The sequence below is a fragment of the Methylobacterium thuringiense genome (assembly GCF_022179645.1).
Lineage (GTDB): Bacteria > Pseudomonadota > Alphaproteobacteria > Rhizobiales > Beijerinckiaceae > Methylobacterium > Methylobacterium thuringiense.
The window spans coordinates 229,417-250,390 of the sequence record NZ_BPRA01000002.1 but is presented as its reverse complement, the minus strand read 5'-3'; the positions used below and the strand labels follow the sequence as shown (position 1 = coordinate 250,390).

Below are 20,974 nucleotides of genomic sequence, written 5' to 3'. Positions count from 1 at the left end.
AGCAATCCTCGGCTCAACGCACGGAGGCGATGCCGTCCGACGTGGTCGAGGTGCTGACGTTCTGGCGCAGGTCCGCTTCGCCGAGGGTCTTCAGCTCGATGCGCAGAAGCACGGTCTGGTTGCGCTCGCGTACGCCGATGGCCGTGGCGATGGGTGAGTTGATGTAGTTCAGCGAGACCGTGGTGCATTCGTCCTGATAGCCGCCGCCGAGGGTCATGCCGGTCAGGTAGAAGCGGCCGGGGTTCTCGTAGACCGGCACCGCGCCGACGGGGTTGGCGATGTAGGAGGTCAAGGCGTCGGAGAAGAGGTCGCGGTTGTCGAGATAGCGGGTCATGTCGAACAGCGCGGATCCCGACACGAACCAGTTCGGCGTGATGTGATAGGTCGCCGATGCGGTCAGGCCCTCGCGGCGATGGCTGAAGCCGAGTGCCGGCTGAGCCGTGTAGTAGGAATAGAAGACCGAGGTATCGAGCGGCAGGAACGGTGCGAAGCGGGCCGTGACGCCGGCCTCGAAGCGGTTCAGGCCGAGGTCGCCCTGGCCGAGCCGGGTGCGGGCGATGAAGCTGATGTTCTGGTTCGGCGAGAGCTGGGCGCGGCCGACGAAGTCGGAGCGCTGGTTCTCGAGACCCGAATCGAGGCCGACATTGGCGATGTCGCCGCGGCGGAACGAGTTCACGCCTGCGATCTGTACGGATTCACCGGCCATCAGGTTGGCGTACCAGCCCGACGGCGTGACCACGGAATACTGACCGCCGAGGTTGGCACGCACGCCGCCCTCGACCCTGTCGTAGCCCGAGAACTTGTCCCATTCGAACAGCGAGGTGTCGTCGAAGACGAGGCTCTGCGCATCCTCGTTCGGCAGGCGCCCGATCCGCGTCTCGCTCGGCCGCGCGATCACCTGGACGATCGGCTCGATCGTGTGGACGCCGAGCGCTCCGAATTCGGAGATGAAGGGATAGCGCCAGTCGATGCCGATCGCCGGCATCACCCGTCCGGCGACCTCGTCGTTGATCGACGTGATGTTGCTGGCCAGCGCGTTCTGGTAGCCGGACAGGCTCGGGCTGTTGAAGAACGTGTCGGCGCGCAGATACGCGAACGGCGTCCACACCATGCCGTTGTCGTCGATGAAGGTGCGGCGCCAGGAGGCCTGCGCGGACAGGCGCGTGTTCGTGCCGCCGAGCCCGCGGATCAGGCAGGTGTCGCGCGTGAAGGTCGTGCAGGTCTCGTAGAGCGGGTAGCTCAGCCCGTTGACGCTCGGCGACAGCAGGTAGGCGCCGGTGCGCGGGATGCCCTGGAAGTCGGTGGTCTCTCTGGTCAGGCTGGTGACGTTCGCCTCGAAGCGCACTTCGCCGCCGAGGGCGCCGGGACCGTCGATGCGCTTGTCGTAGTCGATGACGGGCGCGACGATCGGCTGCTCTTTCTGCCAGTCGAAGCTCGACAGGGACTTGAAGTAGTAGCCCCGCGCCTCGAACCACGAGCGGTCCCCCTGACCGATCAGGTAGGCCGTCGAGACCGCCTCGCGGAAGAAGTCCGTGGAGACGCTCTGGTTGCGGATTCGGTAATTGTCGAGGAACCACTTGTCGGTCACGCCGACGAGGTCCCAGCCCGTGCGCCAGCGGTCGTTGATGTAGAAGCGGCCCTTCGACTCGATGGAGCCGCGGAAGTCACGGTCGGCCGCACCGAGCGGGCCGGGCAGGAAGGCGCTCGGCGTCGACTGGAAGATGCCCGACAGCCGGACGTTGAAGGTGCCGTTGTCGAGGCGCTGGCGATACTCGCCCTGGCCGAGCACGCCCTGCCGGCTGACGAAGGTCGGCGTCAGCGTGAGGTCGTAGCTCGGGTCGAGGTTGATGAAGAACGGCGTGCCGACGCCGGTGCCGAGCGCCGTCGAGGTGATGAAGCGCGGCGTCAGGAAGCCGGTCTTGCGCTTCACGGTCGGGTCGGCGGACTCGAAATACGGCAGGTAGGCCACCGGGATGCCGCCGAGCTCGAGCGTCGAGTCCTCGTAGTAGATCGTGTGCGTCTCGCTGTTCTGGATGATCTTGGCGGCTTTGATCTGCCAGAGCGGCGGCTTCTCCGGGTGGTCCTTACAGGGCTCGCAAGCCGTGTAGGTCGCGTAGTCGAAGCTCGTCTGCTCACCGCTGATCCGCTCGGCGCGCGGCGCCGCGATCCGGGTCCGGATGGGCTGGCCCTTCTGCTCGATCGTGGTCTGGATGCGCAGGCTGTCGATGAAGCCGCTCTTGAAGTCGTCCGTGAGCTCCATGCGCTCGCCGGTGACGACCGAGCCGGTGTCGTCGGTCAGGCGAACGTTGCCCTCGGCGAAGACCCGGCTGGTGCCGCGGTCGTAGCGCACGCGGTCGGCCTGGAGCGTGCGGACACCATAGTGCAGCTCCGCGTTGCCGCGGGCGACGACGGTGTTCTTGTCGTTGTCGTAAATGAGCTCGTCCGCCTCCACGAGGAGACGTTCGTTGCCCTTGGGCTTCGCTGCCGAAGAGAGCTTCGACTCGATTCCACTCTGGGCGCGCGCCTGCGGCGCCCCGGCGGTGATCCCGACCGAGAGCAGAAGCAGGGCCAGGCCGGCCTGGACCGTGATGTCGGTGACCTTACGCAACGGGTCTCCAAAACCTTTTCCCGGGTCGCCTCATCGCCTCTTTCCGGAGGACGGGTCTTAGCCGTCTTCCTGGTAGAGAAGCGTGAGCGTACCGAGCAAACTCCCTACCACGGCCGGGAACCACGCCGCCACTGGCGCGGCGATCAAACCCGAGGCTCCCAACCCCTCCATCACCTGTCGCACGACGTACAGGAGGAAGCCCGCGGCCACCCCGCCGAGGACGAGTTTTCCAACCCCACCAAAGCGGAAGAACCTTAAGGAAACCGTTGCCGCAACTAGCACCATGGCCAGAAACAGGAGCGGCCGGGCGGTCAGCACATCGTATTGCAGACGGTACCGCGTGGCGTCCAAACCAGCCCGTTCGGTGCGTGCGATGGTTTCCTGCAGTTGCCAGAAGGGCACAGATTCCGGGGGGGTGAAGCGCTGCCGGACCTGCCCCGGGTCGAGATTCGAGGCGATCAGGTAGGTGTCGAAGCTCTCGGGCGGCTCGTCCTTCACGTGAATCCGGGTGTCCTGCAGCTCCCAGTAGCCATCGTGCAGAATCGCTCGCGCCGCGACGATCTGGGATTGGAAGTCGCCGGAATGGCTGAAGGTGAAGACGGTGACGCCGGCCAGCGTCGTCGTGCCCTCGATCGCCGTCTCGGCCCGGATGATGGCCTCGCCGTCCAGCCCGCGCTGGCGCAGCCAGAGGTCCTTGCCCGATCCCGCCTTGGTCGACTTGGCGAAGATCTTCGCCTCGATCTCGGTGGAGCGCTGCTTCATCATCGCTGAGAGCGGATTGTAGATCCCGATCGAGACGGCACCGATGCCGAGTGCCACGAACAGGCCCGGCTGCAGGAACTGCCAGGCGGAGATCCCGGCGGCGCGCGCCACCACGAGTTCGAGCTTGCGCGAGAGCTGCAGCAGCGAGGCCATCGAGCCGAACAGGATGGCGAAGGGCAGCACGCCCTCGGCCACCGCCGGAGTGCGGTAGAGCGAGAGCTGCGCCATCAGCCCGGGGGAGGCGCCCTCGGTATCGCCGGCGCGTCGCAGCAGCTCGACGAAGTCGAGAGTGTAGACCAGCGCGAACACGGTGACGAACACACCGAGGATCGTGCGCAGGAAGCGCATCGCGAAGTAGCGTCCGAGGGTCGGTCCGATCAGCACGGTCGCATCAGCCCGTCCCGAGGCGCTGCCGGCGCAGGAGACCGGCGAGCCGGGCCTTCACGAACCGGCCGAGGCCTGCATTGAAGCCCCGCACCTGCGCACCGTAGAAGATCAGCAGGCTGGACAGGCCGATGGCGATCAGCGGCACGGCGTAGATCGCCACCACGGCCCCCTGGCTGCGCACCGCCGCGCTCGACGCCGCGAAGCCCGCGATCCGCAGCGCGACGACGCCGACCACCGCACCGGCCACGGCAAGCCCACGGCCCTGACGCGTGGTGCGCGGATCACCGAGTGCGGCGAAGGCGATGAAGGCGAGCGCCATCGGGTAGAGCCAGGCCGATAGCCGGTCGTGCAGCTCGGCCCGGAAGCGGCCCTTCTGGAGCTTGAAATAGCCCTCGTTGCGGTCGGGGAAGAGCAGCTGCGTCGTTGAGCGCTCGCGCGGCTTGTAGATCGTGTCGCTGTCCGGCGGCGTGAAGGCGGCGAGGTCGACCGCATAGCGCTCGAAGGTCACGATCGAGGAATCGCGCGAATCCTTCTGCTGGCGGTGGACGCTGCCCTTCTCCAGGGTGAGGTAGGTCGCGCCATCGTAGTCCGTCACCACGCCCTTCTCGGCGAGATACACCACCGTCTTTCCGGCTTCGCGCTTGTCCTGGATGAACAGGCCGTTGAGCGAGCCGTCCCGCCCACGCTCGCGGAAATGGAAGGTGATGCCGCTGTCAAGCTGGGTGAACTGGCCCTCCTTGACGACGTTGGCGACGAAATCGCCGCGCACGCGGGTGAGCACGTCGCGCAATTCCTGGAAGGAGGACGGCATCACCTGGATGGTGAGGAAGGCCACCATCAGGCTGATCGCCAGCGCCAGGGTGAAGAACGGCTTGAGGATGCGGCGCGGCGCCATGCCGGCGGCCGACATCACGATGAGCTCGGAATCGCCGTTCAGCTTGTTCAGGGCGTAGATCACGGCGATGAACAGGGCTACCGGGGCGATCACCGTGATCAGCGTCGGCAGCGACAATCCGGTGATGAACAGGAAGACGAGGAGCGTCTGGCCTTTGGCCGTGACGAGGTCGAGCTCGCGCAACGCCTGCGTCACCCAGATCGTGCCGGTCAGCCCGATCAGGCAGGCGAGGAACGCCCCCAGCGCGATCCTGAATATGTAACGCTCGATCTGCGTCATCGCCCGTCGCGCCCAGCCGCTCCCGTCATGGGTATCCCGCGTGCCGAGCCGACCCGGAACCCTCGGCTCAGACACCCCGAGTTGGGCCGTTTCACGGCGCCTGTCCATCGCGTTGCGTTCTGCGCCTCAGAGGGTACACAGGGCCGTGGGCGCCGCCCCGAGATCGGGCGCAGGACGTCGCGGTCGTATGACGCCGCGGTTGCAAGAGGGTTGGAAAGCTTCAGCATGGCGGATGGTATCGGAATCGCCTTTCAGCCGCTGTCCTCGACGGGCACCGGCGATCTCGTCGTGTTCGTCGGGGACGACCTCGCGCTCTCGTCGGCCGCATCCGAGGCCATCGGCAAGGCGGGCGCTGACCTCGTGGCGCGGGCCGCCGCCAGCGAACGCTTCAAGGGCAAATCGCAGAGCGCCCTGACGCTACCGGCGCCCGCGGGCGTCGAGGCCGACCGCCTCGTCGTCATCGGGCTCGGCTCCGAGAAGGACCGCGCCAAGATCGACTACGTCACGCTCGGCGGCTTCACCGCCGGCAAGGTTTCAGGCCGCACCGCCCGCGTCGCCATCGACTGGCCGGGCAGCGAGGCCTCGGCCCAGGACATCGCCGACTTCACCCTCGGCGCACGCCTGCGCAGCTACAGCTTCGACCGCTACAAGACTAAGAAGAAGCCCGAGGCAGAGGACGACCGCACCACGCAGCTCACCGTGCTCAGCGCCGATCCGGCCGCCGCCGAGAAAGCCGCCGAGGGCGCGCGTTCGGTCGCCGAGGGCGTGATCCTCGCCCGCAACCTCATCAACGAGCCGCCGAACGTCCTCTTCCCGGAGGAGTACGCCCGCCGGGCCTCCGAGCTGACCAAGCTCGGCGTCGAGGTCGAGATCCTCGACGTGGCGAAGATGCGCGAGCTCGGCATGGGCGCGCTGCTGGCCGTGGCGCAAGGTTCGGGCCGCGAGCCGCGCATCGCCGTGATGCGCTGGAACGGCGCCGACGATAAGTCGGAGCCGCCGCTGGCGCTGGTCGGCAAGGGCGTGGTGTTCGATTCCGGCGGCGTGTCGATCAAGTCGGCCGGCGGCATGGAGGACATGAAGGGCGACATGGGCGGCTCGGCCGCCGTCGTCGGCACCATGCACGCGCTCGCCTCGCGCGGCGCCAAGGCCAACGTCATCGGCGCCATCGGCATCGTCGAGAACATGCCCGACGGCAATTCCTACCGCCCTTCCGACATCGTCACCTCGATGTCGGGCCAGACCATCGAGATCATCAACACCGACGCCGAAGGCCGCCTCGTGCTGGCCGACGTGATCTATCACGTGAACCAGGCCTACAAGCCGAAGGCGATCATTGACCTCGCCACGCTCACCGGCGCGATCATCGTGGCGCTCGGCCAGGAGATCGCCGGGCTGTTCTCGAACGACGACGACCTCGCCACCGCAATCACGGCAGCCGGCGAGACAGCCGGCGAGAAGGTGTGGCGGATGCCGCTGATCCCGGCCTTCGATAAGGCGATCGACTCGAAGTTCGCCGACATGAAGAACACCGGCGGACGCCATGGCGGCGCAGCCACCGCGGCGGCCTTCATCAAGCGCTATGTCGGCGAGACGCCGTGGGCGCATCTCGACATCGCCGGCGTCGGCATGAGTTCGACCGCCAGCGAGATCAACCGCAGCTGGGGTGCCGGCTGGGGCGTGCGTTTGCTCGACCGGCTCGTGCGCGACAAATACGAGGCGTGAGCACCTCGGCGATCCTCGTCGCGGCGGCGCCCCTCGCCGCCGCACTCGCCGCGCTGATCGCCGCCTTCATCACCGGATTCGATCAGAGCACCCATGTTCCGGCCGAGGTCGGGACCCGCTTCTACGGGTTCTTCCTCGACCACTACCCGCTCTTCGCCTTCGCCATCGTCTACGCGCTGGTGCGGGTGGTCGCCGTTGCGATCGCACCGGGTCCGTCGGCAACCCTGCGCCGTGCCGTCGGCGCCCTGGTCGGCCTCGGCCTCGTGCTGGCCTTGAGCCTGCACCCGACCTTCGGCGGGCTTGTCCTGCGCGGCGGCTTCATGACCGGAGGCATGGCCTTCCTGAATCAGGTGCCGATGACGGCGGCCTACGGGCTCGGCGCGGCGGTTGCAGCCTCCGCGCTCGGGTCCGCCATGGGTCTCGGCGTGGTCATCGCCGGGCAGCCCGCGCGCGAACGGTCATCCCGGATGCGCCGTTTCGGGCGAAGCCTCGGTAGCCTGTTTTTTCGGTTTCTCGCGCTCTGGTACGCGCTCGCCGTGCTCGGCTTCGCGCGCACCATCGGGCTCGGCCCCTGGCCGCGCCGACCGCTCGACACTGCCGACACGGTGCTCGTCGCGGCCTGCCTCGTCGTCGCCTTCCTGCCCCATGTGCTGATCTCCGCCCTGCGAGCGGACCGGTCCGCAACGGCCGCGGGTTGATCGGCCCCGGTCGATCCCGCTAAGCCAAGTAGCCGTACGAGCCGCAGCAGAAGGCTCGACGCAGGGAGAACACCATGGCCGATCCAGTGGCCGGCGATCGCAGCGGTGCGCGCCCATGGCTGGCCGCCTATCCGCCCGGCGTACCAGCCGAGATCGACGTCGACCGCCTCGGCACCCTCGTCGATCTGATCGAGCACGGCATCGTCGCCTATGCGGACCGTCCGGCCCTAATCAGCTTCGGCAAGAGCGTCAGCTATCGCGAACTCGGTGCGGCCTCGGACTGCGTCTCCGCCTGGCTCGGCGCGCAGGGCATGGCGAAGGGCGACCGCGTGGCGCTGATGATGCCGAACGTCGCCGCCTATCCGGCGGCCCTCCTCGGCGTGCTCACGGCAGGATGCACGGCCGTCAACGTCAACCCGCTCTACACGCCGCGCGAACTGATCGGGCAACTCGAGGATTCTGGCGCGCGTATCCTGTTCGTGCTCGAGAATTTCGCCCACACCGTCGCCGAGGCACTGCCGAAACTGCCGAAGCTGGAGCGGGTGGTACTGGTCGGGCCGGGCGATTGCCTCGGCCTCAAGGGCAAGGTCATCGACATCGCCTCGCGCTACATCAAGCGCGCCGTGCCGCCCTTCCAGCTTCCGCCGCAGATCGTGATGCGCTTCGACACCGTCCTGCGCGCCGGCCGCAAGCTGCCGCGCCACCGGGTGCCGGTGGAGCCCGGCGATCTCGCTTTCCTGCAATATACGGGTGGCACGACGGGGATCGCCAAGGCGGCGATGCTGACCCATCGCAACATCGTCGCCAACGTCGCGCAGTGCCGGACTTGGTTTGAGATCTCGGGCGAGGACGGGCAGGAGCGCGTGATGGTCACTGCACTGCCACTTTACCATATCTTCGCGCTGACGGCCTGTTTCTTCTTCTTCCTCGACATCGGCGGGTGCTGTCTGCTGATCGCGAACCCGCGCGACGTCGATGGCTTCGTGAAGACGCTTGCCTCCAGCCGGTTCACCCATCTCTCAGGGGTGAACACGCTCTACAACCTGCTCGTGAACCACCCGAAACTGAACACGGTCGATTTTTCGACGGGCGGCGGCTACCACATCGCTGGCGGCATGGCGGTGCAGGCGGCCGTCGCCGCCAAGTGGAAGGCCGCGACCGGGCGCGTCCTGATCGAGGGCTACGGCCTTTCGGAGACCTCGCCCGTCGCCACGATCAATCGGGTCGACCTCGACGAATGGTCGGGGACGATCGGCTACCCTGTCTCATCCACCGACATCACGATCCGGAACGTCGACGGCGCGGACGTGCCTTATGGCGAGCCCGGCGAACTCTGCGTGCGCGGGCCGCAAGTGATGGCGGGCTACTGGAACCGGCCCGAGGAAACCCAGGCCGCCATGACTGAGGACGGCTTCTTCCGCACCGGCGACATCGCGACGATGGCCGAGAGCGGAGCGATCCGCATCGTCGACCGGATGAAAGACATGATCCTCGTCTCGGGCTTCAACGTCTATCCGAACGAGGTCGAGGACGTGCTCGCCAAGCACCCGTCGGTGCTCGAATGCGCGGTGGTCGGCGGACGCTGCGATGACGGCGAGGTCGTCGTGGCCCATGTGGTGACGAGAGGTGAGGGCATCGCGCCGGAAGCGCTGAAGGCCCATGCCCGCTCGGAACTCACCGGCTACAAGGTGCCCCGCCGCATCGTGTTCCACGAGAGCCTGCCGAAGACGAACGTCGGCAAGGTGCTACGGCGGGCACTGCGGGATCTGGATTCCTGAGGGGCCGCGGCGGTAGTCTGCCCGTCGAAGCGCCCCCTTTCCGGGACGCCTGGAGCGCATTGGGAGGGTGAGCCGGGGAAGGGGCCCGTCGGCAGGTCGCAGGGCTTATTGCGGACAGCCGTTCGACCGTTCGTAGCTCTTCAATTCCGCTACCGTCTGACGTTGGCGAGCCGAGAGTGGCACGTCCTCCACGGCGTCGTAGGAACAGCCGGCATTGCCGAAGGCGCGGATGCCGCGGGGCGTGCGGAAGCAGTAGCCAGACTGCTTGTAGATCAGATTGCGCTGGTACCAGGCTTCCTCGCAGCCATCCGCCCGAGCCGAAGCGGCCGCCAAGCCCGACATCAGAACCGCGGACCCAACGGCAAGCACGAACGAGAATCGCATCGAAGGTCTCCCAAAAGCGCGATCAAACGATCACGCGGAGGCCGGCCTGTCGATGATCCGGCGTCTCAATATGCCCAGCGCTGCGCCTTGGTGACGAGGAAATCGCGAAATGCTTGGACGCGGGCGACGGAGCGCATCTCCTCGGCATAGACGAGATAGCTTTCCATGCTCGGCATCTCGCTCTCGCGTAGGATCTGGACCAGGCTCTGGTTCCCGTCGATGGCGTAGTCCGGCAGGATGCCGATGCCGGCACCCGCTCGCATGGCCTCGTGCAGAGCCGCGACGTTGTTGACGGTGAAGCTGATCGGCCGCCGCTCGCGGCCGTCGCGCCCGATGCTCGCGAGGTAGTGCGTCGCGAGCAGGTAGGACGGTTCGTTGCCGCCGAACGAGATCAGCCGGTGCTCATCGAGGTCGTCGAGGGATTTCGGCTCGCCGAAGCGCTTGATGTAATCCTCGCTGGCGAAGGCGTGGTAATGCACCGTGAACAGGCGGCGCTGGATCAGGTCCGGTTGGGCGGGCCGCCGCATCCGGATCGCGATATCGGCCTCGCGCATGGCGAGATCGAGCTCCTCGTTGGTCAGGATCAGCTCGATGCGGACTTCCGGATAGAGGTCGAGAAATTCCGAGACCCGCTGGGCCAGCCACGAGGTGCCGAGCCCGACCGTCGTGGTGACGCGGAGATCGCCCGATGGACGTTCGCTGGTCTCGACGAGGCGGGCCTGGGTGTTTTCCAGGCGCAGCTTCATGTCGCGCGCGGCGCGGAACAGCAGGTCGCCCTGCTCGGTGAGGATCAGGCCGCGGGCGTGGCGATGGAACAGCGGAGCTTTCAGCTCCCGCTCCAGCGCACTGATCTGGCGGCTCACCGCCGACTGGCTCAGACCGATGTCGTCGCCGGCCCGCGTGAAGCTCCCGGCCTCCGCGACGTTGAGGAATATCCGGATCTTGTCCCAGTCCACGGCCGTGCCTCCCGTACGCATACCGGGGTGTGCCCACCCGGCTCGTTGGCCGGGCGAATTTTCACCCCAGGCGTCTTCCGCCTAGCCCTCGATCCCTCGCGACCGGAGCACAACCGAATGGATCGATCGCACCGTCGCCAGACGGAATCCCGCGCTACCGGTTTCTACCGACATCGCACAGGTTAAGCTGACAGGCTTGCGAATTGGTTGCGAAAGGCCGCGTGTCAACATCTTAACAATCGATGACCTGCAACCAGGGATTATTCGGCTGCGGCCTGGGTTGGATTCTCCCCGACTTCGAGGGCCGCGAGATACTTTTCGGCCTCCAGCGCGGCCATGCAGCCCATGCCCGCCGCGGTGACCGCCTGACGATAGACGTCGTCCGTCACGTCGCCCGCCGCGAAGACGCCGGGGATCTCGGTCGCGGTCGATCCGGACTTCACGTTGAGGTAGCCGCCGTGGCGCATCGGCAGCTGTCCCTCGAAAATCCTGGTCGCCGGCTGATGGCCGATGGCGACGAAGATGCCCTCGGTGACATGCTCGCGGATCGCACCCGTGCGGGCGTCCTTCAGGCGCAGATGCGTGACGGAGGGCGCAGGCTCGGTCTTGCCGCAGATCTCTTCGACGGCGTGATGCCAGATCACCTCGACGTTCGGATGCTTGAACAGGCGCTCCTGCAGGATGCGCTCGGCCCGGAACTCGCCGCGGCGGTGCACGACGGTGACCTTGCTTGCGACGTTGGCGAGATACAGCGCCTCCTCGACTGCGGTGTTGCCGCCGCCGACCACCGTGACCTCCTTGCCCCGGAAGAAGAAGCCGTCGCAGGTCGCGCAAGCGGAGACGCCGAAGCCCTGGAACTTCGCCTCCGACGGGATGCCGAGCCATTTCGCCTGGGCGCCGGTTGAGATGATTAGCGCGTCGCAGGAATAGGTCTCGCCGGAATCGGCCACCAGGCGGAACGGCCGCGTCTTCAGGTCGACCTCGGTGATGTATTCCGAGACGACCTTGGTTCCGACATGCTCGGCCTGGAGGCGCATCTGCTCCATCAGCCAGGGGCCCTGGATCACGTCGGCGAAGCCCGGATAGTTTTCGACATCCGTCGTGATCATGAGCTGCCCGCCGGGCTGGAAGCCCGAGATCAGCAGCGGCTCGACCAGCGCGCGCGCCGCATAGATCGCAGCCGTGTAGCCGGCCGGACCTGAGCCGATGATCACGAGCTTCGCGTGCGTATGGGCCATCTCATCCGTCTCCTTGTCCGCTCGCCCGGGCCTTCAGGCCGGTCAGACGCGGGGTGTCGTCTCTAGTTCGGGTTCGGCGCGGCCGCGATTCGCTTGCCGTGTTCGACGAAAGCCCTGGCCATCGCCTGAGCGATCTCGGGCGTCGCGTCGATGGGCGCGTATTGCAGGCCCTCCAGGCGGCCGACGAAGGGCTTGAGCGCGCCCGCCATGGCGAGCCCGGCGAACATCCGTCTGTGCCTGATGTAGGTCTTCGGCAGGTCGAACAGAAGAAGTGGGACGCCGGTGCTCGCCGCCTCGCCGACCATGTTCGCGGAATCCGACGTGACGACGACCTGATCGGCGATGGCCAGCATGCCGACATAGGGGTTGTCGCCGCCGCCGTCCCAGAAGAAGCCGCCCTTGTCGGCGACCAGCCTCTCGAGGGCTTTGCGGAGCGCTTCCGGTGTACGCCGCGAGACGGTGAGCATGAGCGAGGAGCCGCCATCGGCGATGGTGGCGAGATGGCCTACCAGCCGCTTCATGTCGGCGGGGCGATAGCTCAGGTGCCGGCTGTCGCCGCCGATCAGGACCGCGATCCGGGGCCACGGCAGGACCGAGAGGCGCGGATCGGGGGACGCTCGGGCCGCCTGTAGCCGGGCCTGCGAGACCTGATGCGGGGCGGTCAGGGTGGTGAAGACGTTCGGTCCGCGCAGGTCGTCGTAATCCGGCACCCAGATGAAGTCCGCCGAATCGTGGCCGGTTCGAGGGTCCTTGAGGAAGGCCGTGAAACTGCGGTTGCGCGAGGCCTGCCGCAGGGCGCGCAGGTAGGGCACGGCGCGGCGGCCGGATGAGATCACGATCTCCGGCAGCGGCCCGGCCAGCGCGCCGCCCTGCCGACCCGGCGCATCGCGCGGATCGATTGGTCCCCAGGGGGCGGTCCAGCCGAACGGCCGGGAGGTGATGCGCCTGAGCTCGTAGGGCAGGCTCAGGCATTCGGCGATGCCGATGCACTGGTTCTCGTCGCCGGCCTTGCCGTCCGTGACGATCCAGGTCGGCACGCGCGACAGATCGGGCAACGGGGGCTCACCGTCGGCTTCGGCAGTCCACAGGCTCACCGGATACGCCCTCGAACCCTTTGGCCGGTCATGCGAAATCCGGTCGATTGCTCCGCAATGCGGATTTCGGCTTCGCTCATGCGCCGCGCGGGCCGCACGATGCGGTTTCCGAAAGTAGCATCCGAGGACCGTATCACTCGACCGGCAGCATGCGTACGAGCCACTGGGCGTATTGCTCGGCGATGGCGGCGATGCGGCGGCGCTCGGAGGCCGGATCGTACCAGGCCCCGCCGGAGCTCGACGGCAGCACGGACAATTGCGGATGCCGGGCCAGGACCTGACCGTCCGCGCCGACGAGCAGCGCCTCGCCGTCGAGATAATCGTTCGATCCGCCGCCGCCGAGGCCGCCACGGCCGCCGTCCCCCTGGCCGCCCGCATACGCGTTCAGCGATAGGCTGCGCACGACGACCACGAGGCTCGGGCCGCGGCCGCCGATGCGGTCGGCGAAGGTCTGCCTGAGCGAGGCCGTCAGGTCCGCACGCAGCGCCTCCGCCTGCGCTCCGCCGCCGAGGGCCAGCATCGGCCGGACGTCGACCCGCACGGATGCGATCCGGCCGAAGCCCGGCGCGGCCTGCAAGACGGCCGCCTGAGCGAACGTCAGGCAGAGGATCGCCACCCCGGCGATCCGGCCGGCCATCCGCATCACGGCAGAGCCCCGTCCCATTTCAGGCGCCGTACTTGACCGCAACGACTTCGTAGGATTTTCCGCCGCTCGGTGTGGTGACCTCGACGGTATCCCCCGCGCCTTTGCCGATCAGCGCGCGCGCGATGGGCGACGTGATCGAGACGCGGCCGGCATGGACGTCCGCCTCCGGCTCGCCGACGATCTGGTAGGTCTTCTCTTCCTCGGTGTCGTCGTCGATGAGCTTCACCGTGGCGCCGAACTTGATCTTGTCGCCCGACAGCTTCGAGACGTCGATGATCTCCGCGCGGGCGATCATGCTCTCCAGTTCGAGCACGCGGCCCTCGTTGTGCGACTGCGCCTCCTTGGCAGCATGATACTCGGCGTTCTCAGAGAGATCGCCATGCGCTCGCGCCTCGGAGATCGCCGCGACGATGCGCGGGCGCTCCACCTGCTGGCGATGCTTCAGCTCCTCTTCCATGGCCGCGAAGCCACGCACCGTGATCGGAACCTTGTCTATCGCCATCGTTTCACGCCGCAATTGAAGAGGCCCGGCCGGGAGCGGCTGCTCCCTCCGGGCCAAACACAGAAAACGTCCGGACCGCCCATGCGGCCGGATTTCAATGGACCTGATGCCAACACGGCTAAGCCGCGAAGTAATCCTGCAAGGCGCGGACCTGGAGATCGCCCTCAAGGTAGGCTTTAATTCCCTCGGCCGCCGCCATCGCTCCGGCGAGAGTGGTGTAGTACGGCACTTTATGCAAGAGGGCCGTGCGGCGGAGCGAGCGGGAGTCCGAGAGGGCTCCCGCACCCTCCGTGGTGTTGAAGACGAGCTGAATGTCGCCGTTCTTGATGGCGTCGACGATGTGCGGCCGGCCCTCCAGAACCTTGTTGGTCCGCTCGGCCGGGATGCCGTTCTCGAAGAGGTAGCGCTGTGTGCCGCCCGTGGCGATCACGCCGAAGCCGAGTTCGTGCAGCGCCCGCACCGTCCCCAGGATCCGCGCCTTGTCGTCGTCGCGCACCGAGACGAAGACGTTGCCCGAGCGCGGCACGGTGGTGCCGGAGCCGAGCTGGCTCTTGGCGAAGGCGACGCCGAAGCCGGCATCGAGCCCGATGACTTCGCCGGTCGAGCGCATCTCGGGGCCGAGCAGCACGTCGACGCCGGGGAAGCGTGCGAACGGGAACACCGCTTCCTTGACCGCGATGTGATCGAGCTTCTTCTTCTTGAGGCCGAAGGAGGACAGGCGTTCGCCGGCCATGATCCGGGCCGCGATCTTGGCGATCGGCTCGCCGATGACCTTGGCGACGAAGGGCACCGTGCGCGAGGCCCGCGGGTTCACCTCGAGCACGTAGATCGCGCCGTCCTTGATCGCGTATTGAACGTTCATCAGGCCGCCGACCTTGAGGGCCAGTGCCATCGCCTTGGTCTGGCGCTCCAACTCGGCCAGGATCTCAGGCGAGAGTGAGCGTGGCGGCAACGAGCAGGCGGAATCGCCCGAGTGGATGCCGGCCTCCTCGATGTGCTCCATGATGCCGGCAACGTAGACGTCCTCGCCGTCGCAGACCGCGTCGACGTCGACCTCGACCGCGTCGGAGAGGTAGCGGTCGAACAGCAGCGGGTTGCGGCCGAGCACCGTGTTGATCTGGCCGGTCTTGTCGTTCGGGTAGCGCTGCTTGATGTCGGACGGGATCAGGCTCGGCAGGGTGCCGAGGAGGTAGTCGGCGAACTGCGCCTCGTCGCGGATGATCGCCATGGCGCGGCCGCCCAGCACGTAGCTCGGACGCACCACGAAGGGCAGGCCGAGTTCGGAGGCGATCAGCCGGCTCTGCTCGACCGAATAGGCGATGCCGTTCTTCGGCTGCTTCATGCCGAGCTTGTCGAGCAACCGCTTGAACTGGTCGCGGTCCTCGGCGAGGTCGATGGCGTCGGGCGACGTGCCGAGGATCGGCACGCCGGCGGCCTCCAGGGCGCGGGCGAGCTTCAGCGGCGTCTGGCCGCCAAACTGGACGATGACGCCGTGCAGCGTCCCGGCCTGCCGCTCGGTCTCGATGATCTCGAGTACGTCCTCTTCGGTCAGCGGCTCGAAATAGAGCCGGTCCGAGGTGTCGTAGTCGGTCGAGACCGTCTCCGGGTTGCAGTTAACCATGATGGTCTCGTAGCCGGCCTCCGACAGCGCGTAGCAGGCGTGGCAGCAGCAATAGTCGAACTCGATGCCCTGGCCGATCCGGTTCGGACCGCCGCCGAGGATGATGATCTTCTTGGCGTCGGTCGGCCGGGCCTCGTCGACGACGGTGCCGGCGAAGGGGGCGACGTAGGTCGAGTACATGTAGGCGGTCGGCGCCTTGAACTCGGCGGCGCAGGTATCGATGCGCTTGAAGACCGGGCGGACGCCGAGCGCACGGCGCTTGGCGCGCACGTCACCCTCTTCCGCGTTCGTGAGCACGGCGAGCCGCGCATCCGAGAAGCCAGCGGCCTTGAGCTGTCGGAACGCCGCCGGGGTCGTCGGCAGGCCGTGGGCCTTCACGCGGTATTCGAGATCGAGGATCGCCTGCAGCTGCTCGAGGAACCACGGGTCGATCTTGCAGGACGCGTGGACCTCCTCGTGGCTGACGCCGAGGCGGAGCGCCTGCGCGACCTTCAGCAGGCGGTCCGGCGTCGGCGTGCCGATCGCGGCCTTGATCGCGTTGTGGTCGTCGCCCTTGCCGAGACCCTCGATCTCGATCTCGTCGAGGCCGGTCAGGCCGGTCTCCAGCGAGCGCAGCGCCTTCTGCAGTGATTCCGCGAAGCAGCGGCCGATAGCCATGGCCTCGCCGACCGACTTCATGGCGGTGGTCAGCGTCGGTTCGGCGCCCGGGAATTTCTCGAAGGCGAAGCGCGGGATCTTGGTGACGACGTAGTCGATCGTCGGCTCGAACGAGGCCGGGGTGGCGCCGCCGGTGATGTCGTTGGCGATCTCGTCGAGGGTGTAGCCGACGGCGAGCTTGGCCGCGACCTTGGCGATCGGGAAGCCGGTGGCCTTGGACGCCAACGCCGACGAGCGCGAGACGCGCGGGTTCATCTCGATGACGATCATCCGGCCGGTGGCCGGGTCGATGGCGAACTGCACGTTCGAGCCGCCGGTCTCGACGCCGATCTCGCGCAGCACCGCGAGCGATGCGTCGCGCATCACCTGATACTCCTTGTCGGTGAGCGTCAGGGCCGGGGCAACGGTGATGGAATCGCCGGTGTGGACGCCCATCGGATCGATGTTCTCGATGGAGCAGATGATGATGCAGTTGTCCGCTTTGTCCCGGACGACCTCCATCTCGTACTCCTTCCAGCCGAGCACGCTCTCCTCGATCAGCACCTCGTTGGTCGGCGAGGCGTCGACACCGCGCTCGACGATGTCGAGGAACTCTTCGCGGTTGTAGGCGATGCCGCCGCCGGTGCCGCCCATGGTGAAGGACGGCCGGATGATCGCCGGCAGGCCGATCTCGGCCAGCGCGATCAGGCCCTGGCCGAGCGCGTGCTCGATGTAGCGCCGGCGCCGGTCGCTCTCGCCGCCGTTCCACTGCCGCTCGAATTCCGACAGGGCCGTCGTGCGGGCGGGGCCTTCGCCGTTCGCGGCCTCGATGCGGGCCACCTCGGCGAGGTAGCGGTCGCGGTCGGCCTTCTTGGCGGCCGAGGCGTTGGCGAGCGCGGATCTCGGGGTCTCCAGCCCGATCTTGGCCATGGCCTCGCGAAACAGGTTGCGGTCCTCGGCCTTGTCGATGGCTTCCGCCGTGGCGCCGATCATTTGCACGCCGAACTTTTCGAGCACGCCCATCTTCTTGAGCGAGAGCGCACAGTTCAGCGCCGTCTGCCCGCCCATGGTCGGGAGCAGGGCGTCGGGGCGCTCCTTCTCGATGATCTTGGCAACGATCTCCGGGGTGATCGGTTCGACATAGGTGGCGTCGGCCATGTCCGGGTCGGTCATGATCGTCGCCGGGTTCGAATTCACCAGCACGATCCGGTAGCCCTCCTCGCGGAGCGCCTTGCAGGCCTGGGTACCGGAATAGTCGAACTCGCAGGCCTGCCCGATGATGATGGGGCCCGCACCGATGATGAGGATCGAGGAGATGTCGGTGCGTTTCGGCATCGGGCGCCTTGGGTCGCAATCTGGGCTGCAGCCGCGTGCATCCGCCCTCGCGCGCCGCCGACGAGTCGGCGAGGTGCGAGGCGGGATGGCGCAGGGATGATCGTCAGGCCCCGCGTTTACACGCAGCCGCAAGGGTTTGGAAGGGTGGCGGACGGCCCGGTCAGGCGCCTGCCGCATGGCTGGTGCTCAGAGTATAATTATTCGATTTATTAAGTAATGAGACCGATTTGATCGAGTCATCGAAAGCAAATAGATGAAAGTTCGGCGATGGACGCCGGATCATTTCAGAATTATTATGAGGAAAAGGATGACGCCCTTCAGAACGTTTCTCGCAGCGTCGCTGATCGCTGCGACCTGTGCATCGGCCCAGGCGGCCGAGGTCACGATCAAGATGCTGAACAATGGCCCGGCCGGGATGATGGTCTTCGACCCGCCTTTCGTGAAGATTGCGCCCGGCGACTCGGTGAAGTTCGTGGCGACCGACAAGGGCCACAACGTCGAGACCATCAAGAACATGGCGCCGGAGGGTACCGCTCCCGTGAAGGGCGCGCTCGGCAAGGACGAGACCGTCACCTTCGAGAAGGAAGGCGTCTACGGCTTCAAGTGCTCGCCGCACTACATCATGGGCATGGTGGCGCTGGTCGCCGTCGGCGCGAACCTCGAGAATCTCGAGAAGGCCAAGGGCCTCGACCAGAACAAGATGGCCAAGCAGCGCTTCGAGCCGCTCTGGGCCAAGGCGGAAGCGAAGTAACGCGCGTCCGGACAGCAAAAAGCCGGGCCGATTCCTCGGCCCGGCCATCGTGCGATCGACGAATTCAGAATGCGGCGTGGAGCGCGGCCATGGCCCTGTCGATCGAGAGGTAGAACACGCCGAAGGCGACCAGCGCCGCAGCAGCGAATTCGTGCGTCTGGTTCGGCAGGGTCTGGAAGCGGCGCATCATCTCGCGGCCGAAATAGACCGATAGCCACGCGAGCGTCAGCACGGCGGGCATCACGAACAGATAGGAGAGCGTGCTCTCGACCCGCGCCGTGCCGGCCGCAGGCTCGATCAGGGCGCGGATGTTGCGCACCCAAGGCGCATGCACCGCCGCATAGAGCGCGGTGAGCCATGCCAAGCCGACACCGACGCCGAGATGCAGGGTGAACTGGCGATGCAGGCGCGAAAAGTCGTCGCGCGCGTCGTCGAACGTCATCCGGGAATCCCCATCGATCCGAAGCCTGCCGGTCGGCGATTCTGCGACGTGTCGCGTCCGGCTCGTGATGGGCTCTGGGTGCCGGGGAAGCTGGGGTTTTTTGTGACGGGACGGTGCCGAGACCGTGCTTTCGGCGGGTCTCGCCGGCTACGAAAGACCCGTGTGACCGATCCGTCACTATCCCTTCTGGACAGTCTCCGGCCTGTTCTCACGCATCAGGCTCACGAAGCGCTCGAACAGGTAATGGCTGTCGCGTGGGCCGGGCGAGGCCTCGGGGTGGTGTTGCACCGAGAAGGCGGGACGGTCGGTGAGCGAGAGGCCGCAATTCGAACCGTCGAAGAGCGAGACATGGGTCTCGACGGCCGTATCCGGCAGGCTTTTCGGATCGACCGCGAAGCCGTGGTTCATCGAGACGATCTCGACCTTGCCGGTGGTGTGGTCCTTCACCGGATGGTTCGCGCCGTGATGGCCCTGGCCCATCTTCACGGTGCGGCCGCCGAGCGCCAGGCCCATCAACTGGTGGCCGAGACAGATGCCGAAGGTCGGCACCCGCTGCGCCAGCAACTCCCGGATCACCGGCACCGCGTAAGCACCGGTCGCGGCCGGATCACCGGGGCCGTTCGAGAGAAACACGCCGTCGGGCTTCAGCGCGATGATGTCCTCTGCGCTCGTCGTGGCGGGCACCACGGTGACGTCGCAGCCGGCCTGGGCCAGCAGGCGCAGGATGTTGCGCTTCACGCCGTAATCGATCGCGACGACCCGATAGGAATCTCCGCCGGCGGCGCGGGTGCCGTAGCCGCCCTTCACCGTCCATGTGGTCTCACCCCAGGTCGAGCGCTCGCGGCTCGTCACCGGCGGCACGAGGTCGAGGCCTTCCATCGGAGCGAGCGCGGCGGCCCGCGCCTTCAAGGCGTCGCGGTCGAAGTTGCCGGAGGGGTCGTTGGCGATCACCGCGTTCGGCATGCCGTGGTCGCGGATCAGCGCGGTGAGGGCGCGGGTATCGATGCCGGTGATCCCGGTGATGCCGCGTGCCTTCAGCCAAGCGTCGAGATGCGACGAGGAGCGCCAGCTCGACGGCCGCGTGACGGCTGCGGCGATGACCGCGCCGCGCACGCCGGAGGCCGGGGCCGCCTCCAGGCTTTCCAGGTCCTCGTCGTTGGTGCCGACATTGCCGATATGCGGGAAGGTGAAGGTCACGATCTGGCCGGCATAGGACGGGTCGGTCAGGATCTCCTGATAGCCGGTCATCGACGTGTTGAAGCAGACCTCGCCGTCGGCGACGCCCTCACGTCCGATCCCGAATCCTTCCAGCACGGTGCCGTCGGCGAGCACGAGCAGGGCGGTGGCGAGGGGCTCGCTCCAGGGCTCGGGTGCGGGGCGCGCGGGAGCGGCGGCGTCGTGCAGCATCGATCGGATCCGGATGGCTGTCGGCCGCATTCCGGCGCCCACGGGGCGGATTCATGCGGCGAGCGATTGCGCTGCACATAACGATCCGGGCGCATGCGGGCAACGTGGTGGGACGAGGGGGTGGTGCACACTGCATTGCGTAGCTACGATTTGCTTGCTCCGAGAGCCACGAGATCGTATCGATCCGCATGTTGATCGTCTGGGACGAGCCGAAGCGCCTCGCGAACCTCGCCAAGCACGGGCTGGATCTCGCGGAGTTCGAGGACGGGTTCGACCTCGACGGCTGCACCGTTCACGAAACACGCCCGAGGCGCACGGGGCCCAGCCGCTTCAAACTGATCGGTCTCTTCGAAGGCCGCATTGTCACGGCGGCGATCGTCTCGCCGCTCGGTTCGGAGGCCCTGTCGATCGTCAGTTTCCGCCGCGCCAACCCCTCGGAGGTCCGTCTGCATGAACGCTCCTAAGCACGCGCCCGGCTACGTTCCGAACCCAGCCTACACGCAAGAGGACTGGGACGAAGTGTCGGAGAATCCCGAATGGACCGAGGACGACTTCAAGGCCGCGCGCCCGTTCGCCGAAGTCTTCCCCGAACTCGCGGAAAAACTGCGAAAGTCGCGCGGTGCCCAGAAGGCGCCGACCAAGCAGCTCGTATCCTTGCGCATCGACCGGGACGTGCTGGAGCGCTTCAAGGCGAGTGGGCCGGGCTGGCAGTCGCGGATGAACGAAGCGCTGCGGCTAGCCGCGCCAAACCTGCCCACGGCCTGAAACGCTGGCGGCTGCTTCGCGAAGCGTATAGGCACCGCCGTTTCGCCCAACGAGCCGACAGGAACCGA

At 67.0% G+C, this 20,974-nt stretch carries 18 protein-coding genes; 6 read left to right on the top strand and 12 right to left on the bottom strand.

Annotation, left to right across the window (positions count from 1 at the left end):
- Positions 1-13: 13 nt before the first annotated feature.
- The 3 genes from MFF07_RS03250 to lptF are packed head-to-tail and all read right to left on the bottom strand — an operon-like array spanning position 14 to position 4,931.
- The gene (locus MFF07_RS03250; protein ID WP_147815089.1) at positions 14-2,608 is read right to left on the bottom strand and encodes an LPS-assembly protein LptD; all 2,595 of its coding nucleotides are present in this window, start codon (positions 2,606-2,608) and stop codon (positions 14-16) included.
- Positions 2,609-2,665: 57 nt separating this feature from the next.
- On the bottom strand, positions 2,666-3,754 hold the full coding sequence (gene lptG, locus MFF07_RS03245) for an LPS export ABC transporter permease LptG (RefSeq protein WP_147815087.1): 1,089 nt from the start codon (positions 3,752-3,754) through the stop codon (positions 2,666-2,668).
- A gap of 7 nt (positions 3,755-3,761) precedes the next feature.
- Entirely contained in the window at positions 3,762-4,931 is a 1,170-nt protein-coding gene (gene lptF, locus MFF07_RS03240; protein ID WP_147815085.1) for an LPS export ABC transporter permease LptF, read from the bottom strand.
- Between the two features lie 225 nt (positions 4,932-5,156).
- On the opposite strand from lptF, the gene MFF07_RS03235 reads away from it, so the two are divergent.
- The 3 genes from MFF07_RS03235 (at position 5,157) to MFF07_RS03225 (ending at position 9,129) form a co-directional block, all read left to right on the top strand.
- Complete coding sequence (locus MFF07_RS03235; protein WP_238230649.1) at positions 5,157-6,653, top strand: leucyl aminopeptidase; 1,497 nt, start codon at positions 5,157-5,159, stop codon at positions 6,651-6,653.
- Positions 6,650-7,351, top strand: a complete 702-nt coding sequence (locus MFF07_RS03230) for a hypothetical protein (RefSeq protein ID WP_238230646.1) — start codon at positions 6,650-6,652, stop codon at positions 7,349-7,351. The genes MFF07_RS03235 and MFF07_RS03230 overlap by 4 nt, the downstream gene beginning before the upstream one ends.
- Positions 7,352-7,425: 74 nt before the next feature.
- The gene (locus tag MFF07_RS03225) at positions 7,426-9,129 is read left to right on the top strand and encodes an AMP-binding protein (RefSeq protein WP_238230644.1); all 1,704 of its coding nucleotides are present in this window, start codon (positions 7,426-7,428) and stop codon (positions 9,127-9,129) included.
- Between the two features lie 105 nt (positions 9,130-9,234).
- Here the strand turns inward: MFF07_RS03225 and MFF07_RS03220 are convergent, their stop codons facing one another.
- The 7 genes from MFF07_RS03220 to carB all read right to left on the bottom strand — a co-directional run bounded on the left by MFF07_RS03220 (position 9,235) and on the right by carB (position 17,541).
- Entirely contained in the window at positions 9,235-9,513 is a 279-nt protein-coding gene (locus tag MFF07_RS03220) for a YARHG domain-containing protein (protein ID WP_147815081.1), read from the bottom strand.
- 65 nt (positions 9,514-9,578) lie between these two features.
- On the bottom strand, positions 9,579-10,469 hold the full coding sequence (locus MFF07_RS03215; RefSeq protein WP_147815079.1) for a LysR family transcriptional regulator: 891 nt from the start codon (positions 10,467-10,469) through the stop codon (positions 9,579-9,581).
- A gap of 260 nt (positions 10,470-10,729) precedes the next feature.
- Positions 10,730-11,707, bottom strand: coding sequence for a thioredoxin-disulfide reductase (trxB, locus tag MFF07_RS03210; RefSeq protein WP_147815077.1), 978 nt, complete (start codon positions 11,705-11,707; stop codon positions 10,730-10,732).
- A 62-nt stretch (positions 11,708-11,769) separates the two neighbouring features.
- A complete protein-coding gene (locus MFF07_RS03205) occupies positions 11,770-12,801 on the bottom strand; it encodes a mitochondrial fission ELM1 family protein (RefSeq protein WP_373322227.1) in 1,032 nt (343 codons plus the stop codon).
- A 133-nt stretch (positions 12,802-12,934) separates the two neighbouring features.
- Entirely contained in the window at positions 12,935-13,465 is a 531-nt protein-coding gene (locus MFF07_RS03200; RefSeq protein WP_238230642.1) for a hypothetical protein, read from the bottom strand.
- A gap of 1 nt (position 13,466) precedes the next feature.
- On the bottom strand, positions 13,467-13,943 hold the full coding sequence (gene greA, locus MFF07_RS03195) for a transcription elongation factor GreA (protein ID WP_187272443.1): 477 nt from the start codon (positions 13,941-13,943) through the stop codon (positions 13,467-13,469).
- 124 nt (positions 13,944-14,067) lie between these two features.
- On the bottom strand, positions 14,068-17,541 hold the full coding sequence (gene carB, locus MFF07_RS03190) for a carbamoyl-phosphate synthase large subunit (protein ID WP_147815072.1): 3,474 nt from the start codon (positions 17,539-17,541) through the stop codon (positions 14,068-14,070).
- 307 nt (positions 17,542-17,848) lie between these two features.
- On the opposite strand from carB, the gene MFF07_RS03185 reads away from it, so the two are divergent.
- A complete protein-coding gene (locus tag MFF07_RS03185) occupies positions 17,849-18,292 on the top strand; it encodes a pseudoazurin (RefSeq protein ID WP_147815070.1) in 444 nt (147 codons plus the stop codon).
- Between the two features lie 64 nt (positions 18,293-18,356).
- On the opposite strand, the gene MFF07_RS03180 is transcribed toward MFF07_RS03185, so the two are convergent.
- Both MFF07_RS03180 and carA read right to left on the bottom strand, forming a co-directional pair.
- Positions 18,357-18,734, bottom strand: a complete 378-nt coding sequence (locus tag MFF07_RS03180) for a hypothetical protein (RefSeq protein WP_147815068.1) — start codon at positions 18,732-18,734, stop codon at positions 18,357-18,359.
- 177 nt (positions 18,735-18,911) lie between these two features.
- A complete protein-coding gene (carA, locus tag MFF07_RS03175; RefSeq protein ID WP_147815066.1) occupies positions 18,912-20,141 on the bottom strand; it encodes a glutamine-hydrolyzing carbamoyl-phosphate synthase small subunit in 1,230 nt (409 codons plus the stop codon).
- 188 nt (positions 20,142-20,329) lie between these two features.
- Between carA and MFF07_RS03170 the strand changes: the two genes are divergently transcribed.
- Both MFF07_RS03170 and MFF07_RS03165 read left to right on the top strand, forming a co-directional pair.
- Positions 20,330-20,605 (top strand): BrnT family toxin, encoded by a 276-nt coding sequence (locus MFF07_RS03170; protein WP_147815064.1) that lies wholly within the window; start codon positions 20,330-20,332, stop codon positions 20,603-20,605.
- Positions 20,592-20,906, top strand: coding sequence for a BrnA antitoxin family protein (locus MFF07_RS03165; protein ID WP_147815062.1), 315 nt, complete (start codon positions 20,592-20,594; stop codon positions 20,904-20,906). Before MFF07_RS03170 ends, MFF07_RS03165 begins: the two co-directional genes overlap by 14 nt.
- Positions 20,907-20,974 lie beyond the last annotated feature (68 nt).